Below are 21,808 nucleotides of genomic sequence, written 5' to 3' on the forward strand. Positions count from 1 at the left end.
CTGAGAGCGGCAACCCCTTTCCGACGACTGGAGATTTCCGGCAATGATGAGAATCCTGCTCTTCCTGGGCACCAACCTGGCCGTGATCGTGGTGGCGAGCATCACCCTGCGCCTGCTGGGGGTGGAGGGCTACCTGACCGAACAGGGCATGAACTTCAATGCCCTGCTGATCTTCTGCTTCATCTTCGGCATGGCCGGCTCGATGGTCTCGCTGTTCATCTCCAAGTGGATGGCCAAGCGCACCACCGGCACCGTGATCATAGAGTCGCCGTCCAACGCCACCGAAAAGTGGCTGGTCGATACCGTAGCGGAATTGGCCCGCGACGCCGGCATCAAGACGCCGGAGGTGGGCATCTTCCCGGCGCAGCAGTCCAACGCCTTCGCCACCGGCTGGAACAAGGACGACGCCCTGGTGGCAGTCTCCGCCGGCCTGCTCAACCGCATGCGCCCGGAGGAGGTGCGCGCGGTACTGGCCCACGAGATCGGCCACGTGGCCAACGGCGACATGGTCACCCTGGCCCTGATCCAGGGCGTGCTCAACACCTTCGTGATGTTCTTCGCCCGCGTGGTGGCCCAGCTGGTCGACAGTTTTCTGCGTCGCGACGATGGCGGCGGCTTGGGCTTCATGGGCTACTTCGCGGTGGTGATCGTCGCCGAGATCGTCTTCGGGCTGATCGCCTCGGCCATCGTCGCCTGGTTCTCGCGCTTCCGGGAGTACCGCGCGGACAGCGCCGGGGCGCAGCTCGCCGGCAGCGGCGCCATGATCAACGCCCTGGCTCGCCTCAAGGCCGAGACCGAGATGCCCGACCAGATGCCGGACACCATGCGGGCCATGGCCATCACCAAGGGCCAGACGCGCTCGCTGATGGAGCGGCTCTTCGCCAGCCACCCACCGCTGGATGATCGCATTCGTGCGTTGAAGGAAGCGGCCTACCGGCAGTAACGGCGATCCGCGGCGAGCTGCCCCGCCGCTGCACTCAGCACAGGCCGTATCCGCGTCCTCAAGGAGACCGCCTACTGGCAGTGACGCCATTCCCCTGATACAGCGGGCCCCCCAATTCGGCGGGCCCGCTGTCGTTTGTCGCCCCATCGTCGTCAGGCGGTGGCAACCCGGAAGCCCGCGCCGCTCAGCAGCGGCGCGAGATCTCGGGCCCCCTCGCGAAGCTCGATGTCTAGGGTCGCGAGCTCCCGGCGCAGTGGATAGGCGGCCCGGCAGGCATCGAAGCCCTTGGCCATGCCCTGGCGGCGGGCCTCGCGATGCAGGCTGTCGTGGTCACGCCGCACGTCGTAGACGGCGCGAAGGCACAGGCGCAGCGCCTCCTCGGGGCCGAGGCCGGCATCCAGGACGAGACGCCTGACCGGGGGCGGGGGCGCGAGGTCCGCCAGCGTCAGTCGCGCCGGCAGGCCGACATGCCGGGCCAGGGCGCGATAGATCCGTTGGGTGCCGCGCAGCTTGCCGTCCAGGCTGTAGCCGGCGACATGCGGCGTGGCGATGGCGGCGAGATCCGCCAGGCCGCTGTCGATGGCGGGTTCGTGCTCCCAGACATCGAGCACCGCGCTGACATCGCCCTGCCCCGCCAGCCGCTGCCGCAGTGCCTGGCCATCCACGCAGTCGCCGCGTCCGGCGTTGAGCAGCACGCAGCCCGGGGCCAGGGCCGCGATGCGCTGGGCATCGAGCAGGTGCCATGTCGGATGGGATCCCTCGGTCACCAGCGGGGTATGCAGGCAGATCACGTCGCATTCGTCGATCAGGGTATCCAGGTCCACGAAGCCGGCCAGCCCCTCCCCCTCGGTGACTTCTGCCGCCACGCGGGGCGGATCGCAGGCCACGCAGTCGACACCCATGGCCGCGAGGCGCGCCAGCAGGCACCCGCCCACGTTGCCCACACCGACGATGCCGACGCGCCGCTCGGCCAGCCGCCAGCCCTGGCGCTCGGCCAGGGTCGAGAGGCTGCCCAGCACGTAGTCCACCACCGCCTCGGCATTGCAGCCCGGGGCACTGGCAAAGGCGACGCCGCGCTCGGCCAGGGCCCCCTCGTCCACGTGGTCGGTGCCGATGGTGCAGGTCCCGACGAAGCGCAGCCGGGCGGCGTGGGCCAGCAGGGCCTCGTCGACGCGGGTGATGGAGCGCACCACCAGGGCGTCGGCTTCCTGAAGCGCGGCGGCATCGATCTCGCGCCCCGGCAGGCGGACCACCTCGCCCAGTGCCCCGAAGCAGGTATCCGCGGCGGGCACGTTGGCGTCGACGACGATTCTCATGGCTGACTCCCGTCCTGCTGGTGATACGACTTGTTCAGTGTGCCCAAGCCCTTACAATACCGCCATTGCCACTCGCGCGCCGCAGACCTGCGGCGCCCTCCACCTCGGGAGCTGCCGTGATCGTCCGCTGGGAAACCGACCATGACTATGTGCTGGTGCATGTCCATCAGGACATGTTCGGCGACTGGATCTTCAGCCGTGCCTGGGGGCAGATCGGCACCCAGTTCGGCGGCCTGAAGCATCGCCTGGCCGATGACCACGACCAGGCGATGATGTGGCTGGCCGACGAGACCACCATCCTGTCCTCACGGGGCTTTCGCAAGGTACTGGAGGTGGAGGCCGAGAGCGCCGAGGGACGCGACGCCGTCAGCCAGCTCTCGCTGCTGGACTCGCTGTAGGCGCCGAGTGCCGGGCGAGGGCCATCAGCCCAGATAGCGCCGCCCGCCGCGCAGGGTTGCCCCCTTCGTCGCCCTTTTCGTCACCCCGGGCGACGTCTCGCCACTCAGCTGTTGCTGCAGCTGCTGCCAGGCGGTCTCGTCCAGCCAGCCCCGTGACGCCAGCCAGCCGGCCAGGCGGTGGGGTTCCATGCCGCGGTCCAGCTCCTTCCCCGCCTCGTCCACCAGGACCGGGATGCGCACCCCATAGCGCGCGACCAGCCCCTCGTCCTCGCTGATCTCGACCCGCTCCAGCCGGTACCGCTCGGCACATAGGGTCGCCAGCACCGCCTCCAGCTGTTCGCAGAGATGACAGCCCAGGGTGGTATAGAGCCTCAGTCGGATCATGCGCCCTCCCGATGGCGAATCAGGAATACATGATGCAGGTCCGGGCGGCGTTGAAAGTCAGGATCGAATGTCTTCGCCGAGATATCCTCCACCCGGAACTGCTCGGCGAGGTCCGCATCCAGCGTGAAGCGCCGCTGGTTGTTGGAGAACACCAGGGTCCCCCCCGGCGCCAGACGGGCCATGGCCAGGCGCACCAGCCGGCCGTGGTCGCGCTGGACGTCCAGGGTATCGGCCATCTTCTTGGAGTTGGAGAAGGTCGGCGGATCCAGGAAGATCAGGTCGAACTCGCCGCCGGCGGTCTCCAGCCAGCGCAGGCAGTCGTCGCGCACCACCCGATGGCGCCCCGGGTCGAGCCGGTTGAGGGCGAAGTTGTCCCGGGCCCACTCCAGGTAGGTGTTGGAGAGATCGACGCTGACGCTCTCGCTGGCCCCGCCGGCCGTCTCCGTGCCCTCTTTCTGCGAACCGAGGGCGGCCTGGACCGTGGCGGCCCCGGTATAGCAGAAGAGGTTAAGGAAACGCTTGCCGGAGGCCATCTCGCCGAGCAGGCGTCGCACCGGGCGATGGTCGAGGAAGAGGCCGGTGTCCAGGTAGTCGCGCAGGTTGACCCACAGCCGCGCCCGGCCCTCGCGCACCTCGAAGCGCTCACCGCTGGCCGCCTGCTTGCGGTACTGCGCCTTGCCGCTCTGCCGCTCGCGGCGCTTGACCACGACCTTCCCGGCATCGACGCCGAGCACGTCGGGTATCACCCCCAGCGCCTCGTGCAGCCGCTTCTGGGCCTGGGCGACATCGACGGACCTGGGCGGCGCATACTCCTGGACGTGCACCCGGTCGCCGTAGAGGTCGATGGCCAGGGCGTACTCGGGCATGTCGGCATCATAGAGCCGGTAGCAGCTCTCGCCGCTCTTCTTGAGCCACTTCTTCAGCCGCCGGCGGTTCTTCTCCAGGCGGTTGGCGAACATCTGCGCCCCCTCGGAGCGCACGGGGGCGGCCTCCCCGGACGGCGACTCCTCCGCCTCGGGAATCGCCATCAGCAGCAGCTTGGCCTCCAGGGGGCCGTTGCGCAGCGAGTACTGCTTGCGGGCGCGCAGCCCGATGCGATGCCCGAGGTCCGGGTTGGCGGTGAAGACCGCCAGCTGCCAGCCTGGGAAGGCCACCCTGACCCGCTCGCCGAGCTGGCCGTAGAGGCGCACCAGTTCGGGAAGCTCGCCGAGGCGCTCGCCGTAGGGGGGATTGGTCATCACCAGTCCGCGGGGCGAGTCGGGCAGCCCCTCGGGGCGCGCGAGCCCGGTCAGCGAGCCCCCCTCGAGCTCGATCAGCGCCGGCACGCCGGCGCGCATGGCGTTGGCCTTTGCCGCGGCCAGCGCCGGGGGACTCTCGTCGAAGCCATAAAGCCGCGAGCGGCAGCGCTTTCGCCCGATGCTGGCCCGTGCCTCGGCCTCGCGCTTGAGCTCCCGCCAGCAGCGCTCGTCGTGGCCGGCCCAGCCGTGGAAGCCGAAGCGCTCCCGGGCCAGGCCCGGGGCGATATCGGCGGCCATCAGGGCGGCCTCGATCAGCAGGGTGCCGGCACCGCACAGCGGGTCGACCAGCGGAGCCCCCTCCCGGGCCATCGCCGGCCAGCCGGCGCGCACCAGCAGGGCGGCGGCCAGGTTCTCCTTGAGCGGCGCATGGCCCACGTCGCGGCGATAGCCACGGCGGTGGAGGCTGTCGCCCGAGAGGTCCACGCCCAGGGTCAGCCGCCCACGGTGCAGGTGGGCATAGAGGCGCAGGTCCGGCTGCCGGGTATCGACGTCGGGCCGCGGCCGGCCCTCGGCGTGGAGGCGGTCCACCACCCCGTCCTTGACGGTCTGGGCACCGAAGCGGGTGTGGCGGATCGCCTCGGCGCGGCCGTGGAAGTCCACCGCCAGGGTCGCGCCCGGTGCGAGGTGGTCCCGCCAGTCGATGGCCGCGGTGGCGGCACGCAGCGCCTCGGGGGCCTCGACGCCCTCCTCCTGTGCCAGGCAGAGCACCAGCCGGTTGGCCAGCCGCGACCAGAGGCAGATGCGGTAGGCGCTCTCGAGGCTCGCGCGCAGGTGGACCCCGGCCACCGTGGTCTTGCCGGGCACGGCACCCAGGGCGGCCAGCTCATCGGCCAGCAGCAGCTCGATGCCCCGCGGGCAGGTGGCCAGAAGATCCAGTGAATCAGGGGAATGCAGTTCAGTCATGACATATCCATCGGCGTGGCGCCTGGCCGGAGTGAAGGCGTGACGGGCAGGTAAACGCCTTGTTACAAATCATCGGTCGACAATCGTCGTCATCCTGGGCTATCAATGACTGAGTAGCTACTGAATGACGCATGCGTTCTGTCAGCGGGCCTCGAGTCGTCGTGCAGCACGGAGTTGCCGCAGAGACCGATGTTGCCCGGGCAACATGAATCCGGTCTCGAGGCCGGGTTCTCGTCGGTACCTTCATCAAGAGGTAGTCCAATGAAACGACAGAAACGTGATCGCTTCCAGCGTGCCTATGTTCATGGGTACAAGGCGGGACTCTCAGGTCGTTCCCGCGATGACTGTCCAAGTCAGGATATCAATCTACGCGAGTACTGGATGAGCGGTTGGCGTGAAGGTCGTGGGGATCAATGGTCGGGCATGACGGGAGTCTCCGGCATTCACAAGAACCCCATGGTGATGTGACCCCCGCATTCACCGGGTCATCAGCCCATCGTCAGAGGTGTTGACGAACATATCAAGCCCATGGCCGTGCCATGGGCTTTTTAGTGGCCGCCCGCCGGGCCCTCACTGCCCGGCGAAACGGGCCTGCAGCGCCCGGGCACACTCCCCCACCAGCGCCGGCCCACGATAGATGAAGCCGGAATAGAGTTGCACCAGATCGGCGCCGGCCGCCACCTTGGCCAGCGCCGCCTCGCCGCTGTCGATGCCGCCCACGCCGATGATCGGCATGCCGGGGAGGCGGCGGCGCAGCTCGCGGATCACCGTGTTCGACGGGTCGAACACCGGCCGCCCGGAGAGCCCCCCCTGCTCGTCGGCATGCTCGAGCCCCGCTACCGCCTCGCGTGAGACCGTGGTGTTGGTGGCGATCACCGCGTCGATGGCGTTGTCCTCGAGGGTGCGAGCCACCAGGCCGACCTCCTCGGGGCTCATGTCCGGGGCGATCTTCACCGCCAGGGGGACGCGGCGACCGCCATCACGGTCGAGCCGGGTCCCCTCCTCGCGCAGCGCACCGAGCAGCGCATCCAGATGCTCGCCGAACTGCAGGTTGCGAAGCCCCGGGGTATTGGGGGAGGAGATGTTCACCGTGATGTAGTGCGCATGGCCGTGCACCTTGCGCAGGCAGGTCAGGTAATCGTCCACCGCCTGCTCCACCGGCGTGGTGAGGTTCTTGCCGATGTTGATGCCTATCACCCCGTCGTAGCGGCTCGCCTGCACACGGGCGACCAGGTGATCCACCCCGGCGTTGTTGAAGCCCATGCGGTTGATGATGGCGCCGGCCTCCGGCAGGCGGAACAGCCGCGGCCGGGGGTTACCGTCCTGGGCCCGGGGCGTCACGGTGCCCACCTCCACGAAGCCGAAGCCCAGTGCGCCCAGGGCATCGAGATGCTCGGCGTTCTTGTCCAGCCCGGCGGCCAGGCCCACCCGGTTGGGAAAGCGCAGCCCCATCAGCTCCACCGGGTCCTCGACCCGCCCGCCACCGAGTCGCCCCGCCAGGCCCAGGCGACCGGCCAGGTCGAGCCCCTTCAAGGCGACCCCGTGGGCGGTCTCGGCGTCCAGGCGAAACAGCAGCGAGCGGGCGAGCGAATACATGGCGACTCCGGACAAGGGTGGCAGACGGGGCGGCAGAGTATAGCAGTGCCGCGGACGGGAAACGACGCCGTCACGTTGCCATGCGGCCGCCGCCGCGGGGTCCCGCGCCGGCACCGTCAAGGGCCGTTCTGTGGTCTACTGTGGGCAACGTCGTTGCGATCACGGCCGGATGGGCCGTGCAGCCGAAGCCAGGGAGACCCATATGGCCGATACCACCGAAACCCTCGAGGACCGCCTCTCGCGCATTCACCGGGCGCTGGGCGACGAGCGGCTCGATGCCGTCGACGACGTCCTGGCCGACCTGGAGCCCGCGGAGGTCGCCCTGCTGCTGGAGTCGCTGCCGCCGGCGGCGCGCATCAAGCTGTGGGAACGGGTACCGGGCGAGGTCGACGGTGAGGTCCTGCTTCACGTGCACGACGAGGTGCGCAGCACCCTGCTCGATGACATGGACCATGCCGAGATCGTGGCCGCCACTTCCGGCCTCGACACCACGGACCTCGCCGAGATCTTCGAAGACCTGCCCCAGCAGGTGGCCGAGGACATGCTGCGCTCGATGGACGAGCTGCAGCGCAGCCGGCTGCAGGAGACCCTCTCCTTCGAGGAGGACAGCGCCGGTCGCCTGATGCGCACCGACACCATCGCCGTGCGCGCCGACGTCAGCCTGGAGACGGTCAAGCGCTTCCTTCGCTGGAAGGAGACGGTGCCCGACAACACCCATGCGCTGATGGTGGTCGACCGCAATGGCTTCTTCGTGGGGGTGCTGCCGCTGGCCCGCCTGGTCGCCAACGACCCCGAGATGGCCGTCGCCGACCTGATGGACCAGGAGGTGGACAGCATCCAGGTGACCATGCATTCCCGTGAGGTGGCCACCCTCTTCCAGACCCACGACCTGGCCTCCGCGCCGGTGGTCGACGAGGACGGCCTGCTGCTCGGGCGCATCGTCATCGACGACATCGTCGACGTGATCCGCGAGAACTCCGAGCAGGCGCTGATGAACATGGCCGGCCTGGACGAGGAGGAGGACCTCTTCGCGCCGGTGATGCCCAGCGCCAAGCGACGCGCCGTGTGGCTCGGCATCAATCTGGTCACCGCCTTCCTGGCCGCCTGGGTGATCGGCCGCTTCGAGGATGCCCTGGACAAGATCGTGGCGCTGGCGGTGCTGATGCCCATCGTCGCCAGCATGGGCGGCATCGCCGGCAGCCAGACCCTGACCCTGGCGATCCGCGGCCTGGCCCTGGGCCAGATCAGCCGCACCAACAGCAGCTGGCTGCTGCGCAAGGAGATCGGCATCGCCGCCCTTAACGGCGTGCTCTGGTCGCTGGTGGTGGCCGTGCTCGCGGTGCTCTGGTTCGGCAGCATCGCCATCGGCGTCATCATCGCCGCCGCCCTGGTGATCAACATGCTGGCCGCCGGCATCGCCGGCATCGTGATCCCGCTGATGCTCAAGCGCGCGGGCATCGATCCCGCCCTCTCGGGGTCGGTGATCCTGACCACGGTGACCGACGTGGTGGGCTTCATGGCCTTCCTGGGACTGGCCACGCTGTTCCTGCTATGACCGCTGCCTCGCATGTGAGGCCCTAGAGACACGAACCCCCGCCATCGGCGGGTGTTCGTGCTTACGGCCATGTGCACGGCGGATCGGTCAGGTCTCGCGATTGCTCTCGGCCAGGTCGACCAGCTCACGCACGGCCACCGCGAAGAGCGGGAAACCGCCATGGCTGCCGCTGCTCACCTCCTCGAGCAGGCGGCACCAGCGCCGGTGCATGCCCTGGTGGAGCGAGAGCCATTGCTCCACCCGCTCCACGGCGTCGCGCGGGCCGCCTTCCATGCCCAGCACGCTGGTGGTCAGCGCCAGCTGCTGGCGATCGATGTCATCGCGGAAGGTCTCGCGGGCCTGGGCCTGCCAGCTGTCGCGCACCTTGAGATCGGTGATCTGCTGGATCATCCACGGCAGTTCCAGGCGATCGCCGATCTCGTAGTACACCTCGGCGACACGCTGGGGCTTCTCGTTGGTCTGGCGGGCCGCCTGGATGATGCCGAGTGCCGCGTAGAGGCTACCGGCGGCTGCCACGGTAGAGGCCAGAGCCTCCGGCACGCCGGCCTCCGTGAGCTCGTTGCGGCGGGACTCCCAGGCCTCATGCTCCTCGCCCCGCAGGCGCTTGCCGATGTTCTCCTGCAGCTGAGCCAGCCGCGGGGCGAAGAAGTCGATGGCATCCCGCGTGCTCATGCCGGTACGGTTGCGCAGGAACCAGCGGGTGGCACGACGCAGCATGCGCATCAGGTCGAGCATCATGGCGTACTGCACCGCGCTCGGCACCCGGTTGTCCAGCGCCTCGATCTGCTCCCACAGGCGCGGCAGCTGGAAGCTGTCGCGCGCCACCACATAGGAGCGGGCGATGGTGGCACGGTCGGCGCCGGTGGAGTCGATCAGCCGGCGCACGAAGACGATGCCCATGTGGTCGACCAGGTCGTTGGCCACCTGGGTGGCGACGATCTCGCGCTTCAGGCGGTGGTCGTACATCTCCTCCTTGTAGCGCTCGACCAGCACCCCGGGAAAGATCCGCTCGACGAACTTGACGATGGTCGGGTCGTCGGGCACGTCCGAGACGATCAGGTCGCCCTTGAGCACGCTCTTGGCGTAGGAGATCAGCACCGAGAGCTCCGGCAGCAACATCCCCTGCTCGTTGGCGGCGCGCTCCTTGAGCACCTCGTCATCGGGCAGGAACTCCAGCTCGCGGTCGATCTGGCCGGCAGCCTCGAGCTCGCTGATGAAGCGCCGGAAGGGCCCGATGCCCTGCCGGGAGAGGAGCTCGGCGAGATCCAGCGCCTGGGTCTGGCGATAGTTGTCCAGCAGCACCAGGTCCGAGACCTCACCGGTCATGTCGGCGAGCAGCTGGTTGCGCTGCTTCTCGGTCATGTCGCCACGCTTGACCACCTCGTCGATGAGGATCTTGATGTTGACCTCATGGTCGGAGCAGTTGACCCCGCCGGCATTGTCGATGAAGTCGGTGGTGACCCGGACGCCCTGGGCGGCCGCTTCCATGCGCCCGCGCTGGGTGAGGCCGAGGTTGCCGCCCTCGCCGATGACGCGGCACTGCAGCTCGCGGCCATCGATGCGCAGGCCGTCGTTGGCCTTGTCCCCCACCTGGGCGTCGGTCTCCTCGCTGCTCTTGACGTAGGTGCCGATGCCGCCGTTCCACAGCAGGTCGACCCGTGACTTGAGCATGGCGCGGATCAGCTCGTTGGGGGCGAGCTTGTCCTCCTTGATGCCGAACAGCGTCTTCATCTGCTTGGAGATGGGGACGGTCTTGGCCGAGCGCTTGAACACCCCGCCGCCCTCGGAGATCAGCTCGGCGTTGTAGTCCTCCCAACTGGAGCGCGGCAGGGAGAACAGCCGCTGGCGCTCGGCGAAGCTCGCCGCCACGTCCGGGGTCGGGTCGACGAAGATATGCAGGTGGTTGAAGGCCCCCACCAGGCGGATCCTGTCGGAGAGCAGCATGCCGTTGCCGAAGACGTCGCCCGCCATGTCACCGATGCCGAGCACCGTGAACTCGTCCTGCTGGGTGTTCAGCCCCAGGCCGCGGAAGTGGCGCTTGACCGATTCCCAGGCGCCCTTGGCGGTGATGCCCATCTTCTTGTGGTCGTAGCCGTTGGCCCCGCCCGAGGCAAAGGCATCGCCCAGCCAGTGGCCGTACTCGGCCGAGATCTCGTTGGCGATGTCGGAGAAGGTCGCGGTGCCCTTGTCGGCGGCCACCACCAGGTAGGCGTCGTCGTCGTCGTGGCGCACCACATCCCGAGGCGGAACGATCTCGCCCCCCACGCGGTTGTCGGTGACGTCGAGCAGGGCACGGATAAAGGTCTTGTAGCAGGCAATGCCCTCCTGCTGGATGGCGTCGCGGTCCCCGCCCTCGGGAAGGCGCTTGCAGATGAAGCCGCCCTTGGCGCCCACCGGCACGATCACCGCGTTCTTGACCTGCTGCGCCTTGACCAGGCCGAGCACCTCGGTGCGGAAGTCCTCGAAGCGGTCGGACCAGCGCAACCCGCCCCGCGCGACTTTGCCACCGCGCAGGTGCACCCCTTCCAGGCGCGGCGAGCAGACGAAGATCTCGTAGGCCGGCCGCGGCCTGGGCATGCCGGTGACCCGGGAAGGCTCCAGCTTGAAGGACATGTAGTCCTTATGACGGCCACCGTCACTCTTCTGGTAGTAGTTGGTGCGCTGGGTTGCCTGGATCAGCTCCATGAAGCGGCGCAGCAGCTGGTCATCGTTGAGGCTGGCGACATCGTCGAGCAGACGGATGATGCGTGTCGTGCAGGCCTCGATTTCGCCTTCCGGCGGACGTTCGGCCGGATCGAAGCGCAGCTCGAAGAGCGTCACCAACTCGCGAGTGATCTCCGGATGGTTGACCAGGGTGGTGGCCATGTAGCCCTGGGAGACACCAAAGCGGATCTGCTTGAGGTAGCGAGCATAGCCCCGCAGCATGGCCACCTCGCGCCAGTCCAGGTTGGCGCCTATGATCAGCCGGTTGAAGGGGTCGTTGTCGGCTTCCCCGTTCCAGATACGCTGGAAGGCCTCGACGAAAGGCCCGCGCATCTCCTGCAGGTTGACCTCGGTACTGGTGTGATGCTCCAGGTCGAAGTCGTGGATCCAGTAGCTGCCATTCCGCGCCTCCAGCTCGTAGGGGCGCTCGCCGATCACCCTGAGCCCCAGGTTCTCCATCATCGGCAGCACGTCGGAGAGCGGGATGGGCTGGTCACGGTGGAACAGCTTGAGGTTGACCCCGCTGCCCTCCTCCTCGACCAGTCGGTAGAGGGAGAGCGCCAGCGGACAGCCGTCATCCAGTTCGCTGATGTGCTGCAGATCGTAGACCGCGGTGCGCGCAGAGAAGTCGTCGCGATAGCTGGCGGGGAAGGCATCGCGGAAGCGGTCCATCAGCAGGTTGGCCTGCTCCTCGCCGAACCCCTCGATGGCGGCGCCCTGGAGGTCGTCGCGCCAGTTGCGGGCCAGCGTCGCCAGCTTGGCTTCCAGCCGCCGCAGGTCGTAGTCCGCCGGCTGATCCCCCGTGAAGCGCAGGATGAACTGGATGCGGGCCAGCACCGACTCAGAGAGGTAGGTGTTGAAGTCGCCGAAGGTGGCGTCGAGCTCCTCGCAGAGCATGTCCTGGATGCGCAGACGCAGCTCGGTGGAGAAGACGTCGCGCGGCACGAAGGCCAGGCAGGAGTAGAACTTGCCGGAGCGGTCCTCGCGGATGAACAGCCGCACCCGACGCCGCTCGCGCATGTCGAGGATGCCCAGGGCCGTCTGGGTCAGCTCGTCGGTATCGATCTGGAAGAGATCATCGCGGGGATAGACCTCGAGGATATGCAGCAGGTGCTTGCCGTTGTGGCCCTTGGGATTGAAGCCGGACTTGTCCATCACCGTCTTGATCTTGCGGCGCAGGATCGGCACGTTGCGCGGCGACTCGTTGTAGACGGTGGCGGTGTAAAGACCGAGGAAGCGTCGCTCGCCGATGACCCGCCCCTGGTCATCATAGCGGTCGATCGAGATGTAGTCGGGATAGGTCGGGCGATGGATGCGCGCATGATGGGCGCTCTTGGCGAACGAGAGCAGTTGGGGGACCAGCACGTAGTGGTCCCCCTCGACACCCTGGTCGGTGCGGATACGCTCCTGGTAACGGGGCTGGTCGAGGCGGAACACGCCCAGCTTGCTCTCGTCGACCCGATCGAGGCGCTGCCGCCCCTCGGCTTCGTGGACGACATACTCGTCGTAACCCAGGAAGGTGAAGTTGTCATGCAGCAGCCACTCGAGGAAGGTGATGGCCTCCTCATGGTCGGCGGCATCGATCTGCTCCGGGCGCGAGGCCTTGAGCTCGGCGACGGCCGCCCGGGCCTGCTCGCGCATCGGCTCGAAGTCGGCCACCGCGGTGCGCACGTCGCGCAGCACCTCCTGCAGGCTCGCCTCGATGTCCTCGAGCAGCGTCGGGTCCGAATGGCGGTCGACCTCGATGGCGATCAGCGATTCCCGGCCCTGCGGGGCGTCGGCCTGCCGCGTCGGGGTGACCCGCATGAGCCGGTGCTGGCCATCGCGCTCCGTCGCCAGCACCGCATTGTGGATGGCATGGACGGTCATGCCGCGTCGGTTGAGCTCGATGCGTACCGAGTCGACCAGGAAGGGCATGTCCTCATGGAGCACGGCGATGAAGGTGTGGGTGGACTGCCAGCCATGCTGCTCGAAGTCGGGATTGAACACCCGCACCTTGGGGTCGGCAGGATCGAACTGCTGCAGGAAGTGCCACACGGAGAGGGTGGCGCCATAGATGTCGTCGAGACGGCGGTCGGCCAGGTCATCGAGCGGTACCGTGGCATAGAAGTGGCGGGCGAAGGCCCCGACCTGGGCGGCCTTGTCCTCGTCCAGACGGCCTTGCAGCCGCTCCTCGAGTTGCTTGAGCAGATCCTGGCGGGTCTCCTCGTGTGCGACGTGTTGCATCCATCACCTCGGCTGCCTGCGGCCGCCGAAGGCGGCCGGGAGAACTTGACGTGGCGGCCTCCTGGCCGCATCGCCTTCCAGCTTACGTCACTTCCCGAGCCCACCCCAGCCACATGCCCCTTCGCTCATGGAGCATGTCGGTTGCGCATCGCCGCTTGACATCGAGCCGGCCACGTCGGTCCGTACCCCTCAGTCACGTCGCTCCAGCAGGACCCCGCATTCACAGTGGTGCGTCCAGGGAAACTGGTCGAAGAGCGCGAAACGCCGGACGTCGTGGGTGCGGGTCAGCGTCTCTAGGTTGTCGGCCAGGGTCTCGGGGTTGCATGAAATATAGACGATACGCGCATAGTCGCTGAGCTGCCGGCAGCTTTCCTCATCAAGCCCCGCCCGGGGCGGGTCGACCAGCACCGTGGAGAACGCGTAGTCGTCGAGGGCCATCTCGGTCACCCGACGCCCACCCTTCTCGCCCTGCAGGGCCTGGGAGAACTCCTCGGCGGACATGCGGCCGACCTCGGCGTTGCCGATGCCGTTGGCCTCCAGATTGACCCGGGCACTGGCCACCGAGGTGCGCGAGATCTCGGTGGCCAGTACCCGCCGGAAGTTGCCGGCCAGCGCCACGGTGAAGTTGCCGTTGCCGCAGTAGAGCTCCACCAGGTCACCGTCCTGGCTGCCGCGGGTGACATCCCGGGCCCAGGCCAGCATCGCGCGGCAGATCTCGGCATTGGGCTGGGTGAAGCTGTTCTCCACCTGCTGGTAGACCAGGTCGTCGCCGTCCACCGCCAGGTGCTCCCACACATGGTCACGTGCCAGCACCAGCCGCTGCTTGCGGGCGCGGCCGATGACCATGATGCCCAGTGCCTGCTGGAGGGCCCGGGCCTCGGCCTCCCAGGCCACGTCGAGCCGGCGATGGTAGATCAGGGTGACCAGCGCCTCGCCGGAGAGGGTGGTGAGGAACTCGATCTGGAACAGCCGGCGGCGCAGCAGGTCGTTGTCGCGGATGGCGTCGAGCAGCCGCGGCATGAGGTCGTTGATCTGCCGGCTGGCCACCGGGTAGTCGTCCAGGCGGATCACCGTCTTGCGTTTCGGATCCTCGGGGTCCACCTCGAACATGGCATAGAAGAGGTCATCCCCCTCGTGCCAGAGGCGGAATTCGCAGCGCTGGCGATAGTGACTCGGCGGCGAGGGAAACACCTCGAGCATCGGCGGCGCGAAGCGGGCGAAGTCACGGGTGATGCGCTCGCGCTTGGCCTCGAGCTGCTGGTCATAGCGGGCGGGGTCGACGACGGGAATGGCCACGGCGGCTCCTGGGATGAAGATGGCAAGATTGAGGGGGTTACGGTGATGCCGACACTCGCTCGGCTCAGGCGGGATGCAGCAGCCTCGGCGGGGCGAAGCCGAAGGTGGCCAGTCCCCTGCCCAGGCGTTCGTCGGGGGCGGTGATGAAACTCGGCTCGCTGCCCTGGCGAGGGGCGAGAGCCGTCACCACCTGGGCCACCCGCCGGGCGATGGCCTCGCCGGAGTCGATCCAGGTCACCTGCCGCGGCGCCTCCTCGACCAGCCACGAGGCCAGCAGCGGGAAGTGTGTGCAGCCGAGCACCACGGTATCCAGTTCCGGATCCTTCCACAGCGGGGACAGGGCCTGGCGCAGGGTCGCCCGGTCGGGAAGCTCCCCGGCCACCAGGCGCTCCGCCTCGGTGACCAGGGCGTCCGCGGCGACCCGGGTCACCCGGCAGTCGGCGGCGAAATCCTGGATCAGCTGCAGGGTGTAGGGCCGTGATACCGTGGCACTGGTCGCCAGCAGCCCGAGATGGCGCGTCCGGCTCATCTGAGCCGCCGGCTTGATGGCGGGCACGGTGCCGACCACGGGAATCGCCAGGCACGTGCGCAGGGCGTCAAGCGCCAGGGTGCTGGCGGTATTGCAGGCCACCACCAGGGCGCTGCAGCCGCTGGCCGCCACGGCGGCCTCGCAGACGGCCCGGATGCGCGGCACCAGCCAGGCGTCCTCGCGCTGGCCATAGGGCAGCATGGCATTGTCGCAGGCATAGGCCAGGGCGGCCTCGGGCAGGCGCCGGCGCAGCGCCTGGACCACCGACAGCCCGCCGACGCCGGAATCGAAGACCAGGATCGGACCGGCCATCACCCTGACCCCCGACGCCGCAGGGCCGGGTGACGCGAGCAGGACGATGGCAGGGCGAAGAGGGACAGGTTGGGCATGACGAGCAATTGGCCGCTGAGAATGCCGGCCATTCTACCCCAGACCCGGGGTCGAGCCGAAACGCCGGCCCTATGCGGTCAGGTCATCGGCTCGGGGGCATCTCTCAGCTCGGCGTAGAGCTCGGGGTAGGCCTCCTGCAGCCGCTCGAGCTGCGCCTGGGCGCCCTCGGGGAGCGCCGCCGCGAGGGCCTCGAGATCCTGGTCGTTGAAGTTCTCACGGATCAGCGGGAACAGCAGCTCACGCTCGTCACGCAGGTAGGCACGGTGACTCTCCAGATAGGCCTTGAGGTCCTCGGCGAAGCGATCCATGGGCACCACGGCATCCATCAGGATCATATCGAGGTCGTTGGACAGCCGCTTTAGCCGGGACTGCAGCGCCCGATAGTCCCGGGACAGGCGCTCGGTGACCTCGGCGCTGGAGGGATCCAGTTCCTTGAGGCGCTCGGTACAGACCTTCTCGAGAGGCTGGGTGAAGCCCTCCTGATAGTCGAGGATGTAATCGACGACCTCCCGGACCAGCTGAAAGTTGGGACGCTCGCCGCACGCCAGGGACTTCTGCTTGAGCTGCAGGACGTGCAACATGCGCGCCATGTTGGCATGATCCTGACGCAACTGCTTCAGCATGGGCATGACGGGAGTCTCCTCTGTGGCGATGTGGTACAGAAGGCTGTCTATCTTGGATTCGCCGCGGCAGGTCGGGTTCACCGAGCCATGGCCCCCGGCAAGGCCGACCTGTCTCAAGCTAGCCCCTCGGGGGGAATTCCGCCTGTCGCCCAAGGTCGTATTGCCTGCGACGACACATCCACTCTAGCAGTCGCGAGCCAAGGAGTCAGAAATGGATCTCTTCCAGGGCAACACCCCCGACGATGCCGCGCCGCTCGCCTACCGGATGCGCCCGCGCCGGCTCGAGGACTATGTGGGGCAGCAGGCGCTGGTCGGCCCTGGCAAGCCGCTGGCGCGCATGGCCGAGAGCGGCGTGGTGCGCTCGATGATCCTCTGGGGCCCCCCGGGGACCGGCAAGACCACCCTGGCCGAGATCCTCGCCGAGGTGTCCGGCGCCCACCTGGAGCACCTCTCGGCGGTGATGGCCGGGGTGAAGGAGATCCGTGCCGCCGTCGATCGGGCCCGGGACATGCAGGCCCGCCATCGCCCCACCCTGCTGTTCCTCGACGAGATCCACCGCCTCAACAAGAGCCAGCAGGACGCCCTGCTGCCCCACGTGGAGTCGGGGCTGCTGACGCTGATCGGCGCCACCACGGAGAATCCCTCCTTCGAGGTCAACTCGGCGCTTCTATCCCGGGCACGGGTGCACGTGCTGAAGTCGCTCGCCGAGGAGGAGCTCGTGGAGGTGATGCAGCGAGCGCTGGACGACGAGGCGCGTGGCCTGGGCGCCCGGCGGATCCAGGTGGACGACGGGGTGCTGGCGCTGCTGGCCCGAGCCGCCGCCGGCGATGCCCGGCGCGCCCTGGGCCTGCTGGAGACCGCCTGTGACTTCACGGTGGCCGAGGGCGACGGCGAGCGCCTGCCTCGCCAGGCACTGGAAGACGTCATCGGCCACCAGGCCAGCGCCTTCGACAAGCAGGGCGACCACTTCTACGACCTGCTCTCGGCGATCCACAAGTCGGTACGCTCCTCGCGACCGGACGCCGCCCTGCTCTATATCGCCCGTTTCCTGCAAGGCGGCGGCGACCCGCTGGACGTGATCCGCCGCCTCGCGGCCATCGCCTCGGAAGACGTGGGCAACGCCGACCCGCGTGCCCTGCCCCTGGTGATGGCCGCCTGGGACGCCTACCTGCGCCTGGGGGACTACGAGGGCCAGCGCGCCATCGCCCACGCCGCCATCCACCTGGCGGTGGCCCCCAAGAGCAACGCCATCGACCGGGCCTGGAAGGCCGCCAAGGCCTTCGTGGCGGAGCAGCCACAGCTGGAAGTGCCGAGCTACCTGCGCAACGCCCCGACCAAGCTGATGGCGTCCCTGGGTCACGGCCAGGGCTACCGCTATGCGCACCACGAGCCCCACGGCTATCCGGCCGGCAGCAGCCATGACTGCTGGCCAGCCGCCGTCCCTCGCCAGCACTTCTATGCGCCCACGGAATATGGCCAGGAGAAGCGCTACGGCCAGCTCATGGCCTGGCGGGAGCAGCTCGACGCCGAGGCGGACGACGCTGGCGCGTAGCGTCGCAAGCTGCAAGCTGCAAGCTGCAAGCTGCAAGCTGCAAGCTGCAAGGCAGCCTACCCCCAAACGAAAGGAGCAAGCCAAGGGGGTTCCTTGAAGCTTGCTCCTTGTCGCTTGCGGCTGGCCTAAGGCCTCACTGCGTATCGCGGATCACGTCGGTGCCTTCGGGGATCTCGAAGGTAAAGCGACTGTCGTCCAGCGGTTCGTTCATGCGCACGTTGTCGAACTCGATGGCGGTGCGCTGCCCGGTGCTGTCGGTCATCTGCAGCAGGTCCAGCGCCTCGCCGCGGAAGGTCATCTGCAGTTCCTCGAACAGGGTATCGCCATCCTTGGGCACCAGGGTGAAGGTCTCGCTGCCACCCTGCTGGCGACGGGTGACGTCATAGCTGCCGGTCAGCTCGTCGGCACTGCCGGAGAGCAGCAGGGCCGGGGTGTGGGTCACCCGCTGGTCCAGCGCCTGCACGGTCGCCTGCTCCAGGTCCGGGTCGTAGAGGGTGACCTCCTCGCCGGCGGAGATCACCAGCTGTTCGTAGGGGGCATCCACTTCCCAGCGGAACTTGCCGGGACGCGACAACCACATGCGGCCACGGGCCTCCTGCAGGCGCTGGCCGCTGCCATCGAGGATCTGCTGCTCGAAGTCCGCCACGTAGGTGTCGAGCGGCTCGAGAATGTCCGCCAGGCGTTCGGCGCCTTCGCTGGCGAGGGCCGACATCGGCATGGCGAGCGTCATGGTCAGCGCGGCGAGGGTCTTCTTCACTGTCATCGTCTCTGTCTCCCTGAACGGGTCCATCATGGCATCCTGTCACTCGGACCCGGGACACCCCGGCGGGTTGCATCCCGGCCAGGGCTTCCATCATTGCTGCAAGGTTGCATCGCGTCAGTCACCCACCGGCGGCGGGGCCAGCACCTCACGCGCACCATTGGTGCCCATGGTGGAGACCACCCCGGCCATCTCCATGGACTCGACCAGCCGCGCGGCCCGGTTGTAGCCGATCTTGAAGCGGCGCTGCACCGCCGAGATGGAGGCCCGACGACTCTCGGTGACGAAGGCCACCGCCTCGTCGTAGAGGGCATCCTGCTCGGCGTCGTCATCACCGCCGCCCTCGGCCTCCAGGCCGGTGAGGGCCTCGGCGGAGACGCCGCCGGAGAGGATCTCGTCGATGTACTCCGGCTCGCCGCGCCGCTTCCAGTCCTCGACCACCCGATGCACCTCGTCGTCGTCGACGAAGGCACCGTGTACCCGGGTCGGCATGCCCGACCCGGCCGGCAGGTAGAGCATGTCGCCATGGCCGAGCAGGTTCTCGGCGCCCCCCTGGTCGAGGATGGTGCGCGAGTCGACCCGGGACGAGACCTGGAAGGCCATGCGGGTGGGGATGTTGGCCTTGATCAGGCCGGTGACCACGTCCACCGAGGGACGCTGGGTGGCGAGAATCAGGTGGATGCCGGCGGCCCGGGCCTTCTGGGCCAGCCGCGCGATCAGCTCCTCGACCTTCTTGCCGACGATCATGAACATGTCGGCGAACTCGTCGATCACCACCACGATATAGGGCAGCTTCTCGAGCACCGGCGGCGACTGGTGCATCTCCCAGGGCTGGGGCTCCCAGAGCGGGTCGGCCACCTGGGCGCCGGCCCGCTCGGCCTCGTCGAGCTTGCCGTTGAAGCCGGCGATGTTGCGCACGCCCATGGAGGCCATCAGCTTGTAGCGACGCTCCATCTCGGCCACGCACCAGCGCAGCGCATTGGCGGCCTCCTTCATGTCGGTGACCACCGGCGCCAGCAGGTGCGGGATGCCGTCGTAGACGGACAGCTCCAGCATCTTGGGGTCGACCATGATCATGCGCAGCTCGTCGGGTGTCGCCTTGAGCAGCATGGAGATCAGCATGGCATTGACCCCCACCGACTTGCCCGAGCCGGTGGTGCCGGCCACCAGCAGGTGGGGCATCTTGCCGAGGTTGGCCACCACCGGGCCGCCGCCGATGTCCTGGCCCAGTGCCAGGGTCAGCGCCGAGGCCTCCTGCTGGTAGCGGTCGGAGTCGATCACCTCGCGCAGACGGATCATGGCGCGATGCGGATTGGGAATCTCGATGCCCACGGTCGGTCGGCCGGGGATCACCTCGACCACCCGCACGCTCTTGACCATCAGCGAGCGCGCCAGATCCTTGGCCAGGTTACTGATCTTGGAGACCTTCACGCCGGCCGCCGGCTTGATCTCAAAGCGGGTGATCACCGGGCCCGGCCAGGTATCGACCACCTCGGCCTTGACGCCGTATTCGCGCAACCGCGTCTCGAGCAGTTCGGCCATCTCGGCCAGCTGCTGCTCGGAGTAGTTACGCTGCTGGGGCTGTGGCGGCGTCAGCAGCCGCAGGCTGGGCAGGTCGCCATCGGGCTCGGGCAGCTGGTCGAGCACCGGGCGTTGGTTCTGCAGGTGCTCCACGGTCCACAGTGCCGGCCCCTCGGGCTCGTCGGCGGCCTCGCGCCCCTGCTCGGCGGTTGCCACCCGCGGCGCTGCCTCAGGCACCGGCTCCGGCGGGGCAATCCCCGGCTCACGCTGGCTGGTCGCCGCCTCCCGGACATCCATGGCGTCTTCGCTCGCCGGTTCCCAGGCCAGATGGGGCTCGCCCGCATCGTCGGGTTCCTCCCAGTCGGTGTCCTGCCAGTCGACCAGACCCGGCTCACGGCGCCGCCCCTCACGGGCAGGCGAGTGCGGCGAGGCACCCGAGGAGGCCCGGGCGGGGGGCGGTGCAGCGTCTTCCTCGTCGCCCTTGGCGCCGCCGGAGGAGGCCTCGACGGCCCCGCCGAGGCGGGCCTCGTCACGATCCGCGCGCAGGGCGGGGCCATGCCAGGCCGGCATCACCTCGTCGTCATCGGGCAGCACCGGTTCGGGCACCGTCTCCGGGACCCGGCGTGCGCTGTCCTTGTCGCGACCCTCCTGCCCGACGCGCGACGTCTCGCCAGGCACGGGAGGAACGGTTTGGCGAGCCTGCGGCGTCGGCTCGGGTGCGGCCTGGGGGACCCTGGCGTCAGCGGACATCCCCTCGATGGGGGGCGAGGCGGCAGGCATCCGCTGCTCCCCCGGCGGGGTGATTGCCACCCGCGGCTCCACGGCCTCACGGGAGGCCCGGGCGGTGTAGGCCGCCTCGGGCTTCTTGGCCGAGGGCGTGCGCTCGGGCACTTCCCAGGGAATGTCGGTCTCGCCGTCGTTGCCGAAACCGGGTTCGCGGCGCGAGACCCCGTCAGCGGCCAGCACCGGTTCGGCCTCGCGACGACGACCGCCCCCCAGACGCTGCCACCAGCGGGGCCGTTGATCGTCCCCGGGCGAGGCCTCGTCGGCGCCTCGCTCATCGGCCTCGGCGACCGAGGGCTCGCTTTCCTCCCGGGCCTGGTCGCGCCGTTCGGCGCGTCGTTCACGCACCAGGCCGAAACGGTCAGCCACCCAGCGCCACAACACCAGGCTGCGGTGCCCCAGTTCGTCCATCACCGTCAGCCAGGAGAGTCCGGTGAACAGGGGGAAGCCACAGAGCAGGGCGGCTACGGCGAGCAAACCGGTCCCGCCCGTCCCCACCAGGGGGATAAGGGCGCCGACCAGCCCCTCGCCGAGGATGCCCCCCGTGGAATAGGGCAAGGGGCTATCGGGGCGGTAGAAGTGCAGCGCCCCCAGGGTGGTGGAGCCCAGCAGCAGCAGCACGAGCCCCCCGCAGCGCACCGCCAGGGCAGTGGCATCCCACTCGAAGCGCACCTGCCGCGAGCGGATCAGCCACCAGGCGGCGAACCCCAGCATGCCGGGCCACCACAGGGCACTGACACCGAACAGCGAGTAGAGCACATCGGCGAGCCAGGCCCCGATGGGCCCCATCCAGTTGGCGACCTCGGTCTCGGGGCCGCTGCGCGACCAGCCGGGATCCTGGGCGCGGAAGCTGTAGAGCGCCAGCAGCAGGAACACACAGGCGGCCAGCAGCAGGATCACCACGCCCTCGCGCGCCGACCCCTGCAGCCGCAGGCCGAAGCGCTTCGCCGTCTCCCTGGCATTCGCCGCCGTCACCCGACGTGACGAGGTCCTCTTCTTGACACTCAAGCGGCCATCCCCCTTGCGCCAACA

General features: G+C 68.5%; 15 protein-coding genes. 5 read left to right on the forward strand and 10 right to left on the reverse strand.

Annotation, left to right across the window (positions count from 1 at the left end; all coding sequences use genetic code 11):
• Positions 1 to 43 precede the first annotated feature (43 nt).
• Positions 44 to 943, forward strand: coding sequence for a protease HtpX (gene htpX / locus QLQ86_RS19140; protein WP_282818069.1), 900 nt, complete (start codon positions 44 to 46; stop codon positions 941 to 943).
• 152 nt (positions 944 to 1,095) lie between these two features.
• Here the strand turns inward: htpX and pdxB are convergent, their stop codons facing one another.
• Complete coding sequence (pdxB, locus tag QLQ86_RS19145) at positions 1,096 to 2,259, reverse strand: 4-phosphoerythronate dehydrogenase PdxB (RefSeq protein WP_282818070.1); 1,164 nt, start codon at positions 2,257 to 2,259, stop codon at positions 1,096 to 1,098.
• A 116-nt stretch (positions 2,260 to 2,375) separates the two neighbouring features.
• Here pdxB and QLQ86_RS19150 point away from each other — a divergent pair, with 116 nt between their 5' ends.
• On the forward strand, positions 2,376 to 2,657 hold the full coding sequence (locus QLQ86_RS19150) for a hypothetical protein (RefSeq protein ID WP_133635141.1): 282 nt from the start codon (positions 2,376 to 2,378) through the stop codon (positions 2,655 to 2,657).
• A gap of 24 nt (positions 2,658 to 2,681) precedes the next feature.
• Here the strand turns inward: QLQ86_RS19150 and QLQ86_RS19155 are convergent, their stop codons facing one another.
• Both QLQ86_RS19155 and rlmKL read right to left on the reverse strand, forming a co-directional pair.
• Positions 2,682 to 3,041, reverse strand: a complete 360-nt coding sequence (locus QLQ86_RS19155) for a glutaredoxin family protein (RefSeq protein ID WP_282818071.1) — start codon at positions 3,039 to 3,041, stop codon at positions 2,682 to 2,684.
• Positions 3,038 to 5,242, reverse strand: a complete 2,205-nt coding sequence (rlmKL, locus tag QLQ86_RS19160) for a bifunctional 23S rRNA (guanine(2069)-N(7))-methyltransferase RlmK/23S rRNA (guanine(2445)-N(2))-methyltransferase RlmL (RefSeq protein WP_282818072.1) — start codon at positions 5,240 to 5,242, stop codon at positions 3,038 to 3,040. The genes QLQ86_RS19155 and rlmKL overlap by 4 nt, the downstream gene beginning before the upstream one ends.
• A 261-nt stretch (positions 5,243 to 5,503) precedes the next feature.
• Here rlmKL and rmf point away from each other — a divergent pair, with 261 nt between their 5' ends.
• Entirely contained in the window at positions 5,504 to 5,710 is a 207-nt protein-coding gene (rmf, locus tag QLQ86_RS19165) for a ribosome modulation factor (protein WP_082042631.1), read from the forward strand.
• Between the two features lie 102 nt (positions 5,711 to 5,812).
• On the opposite strand, the gene QLQ86_RS19170 is transcribed toward rmf, so the two are convergent.
• Positions 5,813 to 6,838, reverse strand: a complete 1,026-nt coding sequence (locus QLQ86_RS19170) for a quinone-dependent dihydroorotate dehydrogenase (protein WP_282818073.1) — start codon at positions 6,836 to 6,838, stop codon at positions 5,813 to 5,815.
• Between the two features lie 202 nt (positions 6,839 to 7,040).
• Between QLQ86_RS19170 and mgtE the strand changes: the two genes are divergently transcribed.
• The gene (mgtE, locus tag QLQ86_RS19175) at positions 7,041 to 8,393 is read left to right on the forward strand and encodes a magnesium transporter (RefSeq protein WP_282737037.1); all 1,353 of its coding nucleotides are present in this window, start codon (positions 7,041 to 7,043) and stop codon (positions 8,391 to 8,393) included.
• An 87-nt stretch (positions 8,394 to 8,480) separates the two neighbouring features.
• On the opposite strand, the gene QLQ86_RS19180 is transcribed toward mgtE, so the two are convergent.
• The 4 genes from QLQ86_RS19180 to QLQ86_RS19195 form a co-directional block, all read right to left on the reverse strand.
• The gene (locus QLQ86_RS19180; protein ID WP_282818074.1) at positions 8,481 to 13,322 is read right to left on the reverse strand and encodes an NAD-glutamate dehydrogenase; all 4,842 of its coding nucleotides are present in this window, start codon (positions 13,320 to 13,322) and stop codon (positions 8,481 to 8,483) included.
• A 189-nt stretch (positions 13,323 to 13,511) separates the two neighbouring features.
• Positions 13,512 to 14,618 carry a tRNA (uridine(54)-C5)-methyltransferase TrmA gene (gene trmA, locus QLQ86_RS19185; RefSeq protein WP_282818075.1) on the reverse strand — a complete coding sequence of 369 codons (1,107 nt, stop codon included), beginning with the start codon at positions 14,616 to 14,618 and terminating at the stop codon, positions 13,512 to 13,514.
• A 64-nt stretch (positions 14,619 to 14,682) separates the two neighbouring features.
• Complete coding sequence (murI, locus tag QLQ86_RS19190; protein ID WP_282818076.1) at positions 14,683 to 15,459, reverse strand: glutamate racemase; 777 nt, start codon at positions 15,457 to 15,459, stop codon at positions 14,683 to 14,685.
• A gap of 155 nt (positions 15,460 to 15,614) precedes the next feature.
• Positions 15,615 to 16,160 (reverse strand): hemerythrin domain-containing protein, encoded by a 546-nt coding sequence (locus tag QLQ86_RS19195; protein WP_282737075.1) that lies wholly within the window; start codon positions 16,158 to 16,160, stop codon positions 15,615 to 15,617.
• A gap of 211 nt (positions 16,161 to 16,371) precedes the next feature.
• Here QLQ86_RS19195 and QLQ86_RS19200 point away from each other — a divergent pair, with 211 nt between their 5' ends.
• Entirely contained in the window at positions 16,372 to 17,712 is a 1,341-nt protein-coding gene (locus QLQ86_RS19200; RefSeq protein WP_282818077.1) for a replication-associated recombination protein A, read from the forward strand.
• A 133-nt stretch (positions 17,713 to 17,845) separates the two neighbouring features.
• On the opposite strand, the gene lolA is transcribed toward QLQ86_RS19200, so the two are convergent.
• Positions 17,846 to 18,475: an outer membrane lipoprotein chaperone LolA gene (gene lolA, locus QLQ86_RS19205; protein WP_282818078.1), complete on the reverse strand. Its 630-nt coding sequence runs from the start codon at positions 18,473 to 18,475 to the stop codon at positions 17,846 to 17,848.
• Positions 18,476 to 18,589: 114 nt separating this feature from the next.
• The gene (locus tag QLQ86_RS19210) at positions 18,590 to 21,784 is read right to left on the reverse strand and encodes a DNA translocase FtsK (RefSeq protein WP_282818079.1); all 3,195 of its coding nucleotides are present in this window, start codon (positions 21,782 to 21,784) and stop codon (positions 18,590 to 18,592) included.
• Between the last annotated feature and the right edge of the window lie 24 nt (positions 21,785 to 21,808).

Source organism: Halomonas rhizosphaerae (genome assembly GCF_030012485.1).
In the GTDB taxonomy this organism is placed as follows: Bacteria; Pseudomonadota; Gammaproteobacteria; order Pseudomonadales; family Halomonadaceae; genus Halomonas; species Halomonas rhizosphaerae.

What these genes read in the sequence shown, in the direction of transcription:
- QLQ86_RS19200 (WP_282818077.1), top strand. Translation starts at nt 16,372, where the DNA reads ATGGATCTCTTCCAGGGCAACACCCCCGACGATGCCGCGCCGCTCGCC.
- rlmKL (WP_282818072.1), bottom strand. Translation starts at nt 5,242, where the DNA reads ATGACTGAACTGCATTCCCCTGATTCACTGGATCTTCTGGCCACCTGC.
- QLQ86_RS19195 (WP_282737075.1), bottom strand. Translation starts at nt 16,160, where the DNA reads ATGCTGAAGCAGTTGCGTCAGGATCATGCCAACATGGCGCGCATGTTG.
- QLQ86_RS19170 (WP_282818073.1), bottom strand. Translation starts at nt 6,838, where the DNA reads ATGTATTCGCTCGCCCGCTCGCTGCTGTTTCGCCTGGACGCCGAGACC.
- murI (WP_282818076.1), bottom strand. Translation starts at nt 15,459, where the DNA reads ATGGCCGGTCCGATCCTGGTCTTCGATTCCGGCGTCGGCGGGCTGTCG.
- htpX (WP_282818069.1), top strand. Translation starts at nt 44, where the DNA reads ATGATGAGAATCCTGCTCTTCCTGGGCACCAACCTGGCCGTGATCGTG.
- lolA (WP_282818078.1), bottom strand. Translation starts at nt 18,475, where the DNA reads ATGACAGTGAAGAAGACCCTCGCCGCGCTGACCATGACGCTCGCCATG.
- rmf (WP_082042631.1), top strand. Translation starts at nt 5,504, where the DNA reads ATGAAACGACAGAAACGTGATCGCTTCCAGCGTGCCTATGTTCATGGG.
- QLQ86_RS19155 (WP_282818071.1), bottom strand. Translation starts at nt 3,041, where the DNA reads ATGATCCGACTGAGGCTCTATACCACCCTGGGCTGTCATCTCTGCGAA.
- mgtE (WP_282737037.1), top strand. Translation starts at nt 7,041, where the DNA reads ATGGCCGATACCACCGAAACCCTCGAGGACCGCCTCTCGCGCATTCAC.
- QLQ86_RS19180 (WP_282818074.1), bottom strand. Translation starts at nt 13,322, where the DNA reads ATGCAACACGTCGCACACGAGGAGACCCGCCAGGATCTGCTCAAGCAA.
- pdxB (WP_282818070.1), bottom strand. Translation starts at nt 2,259, where the DNA reads ATGAGAATCGTCGTCGACGCCAACGTGCCCGCCGCGGATACCTGCTTC.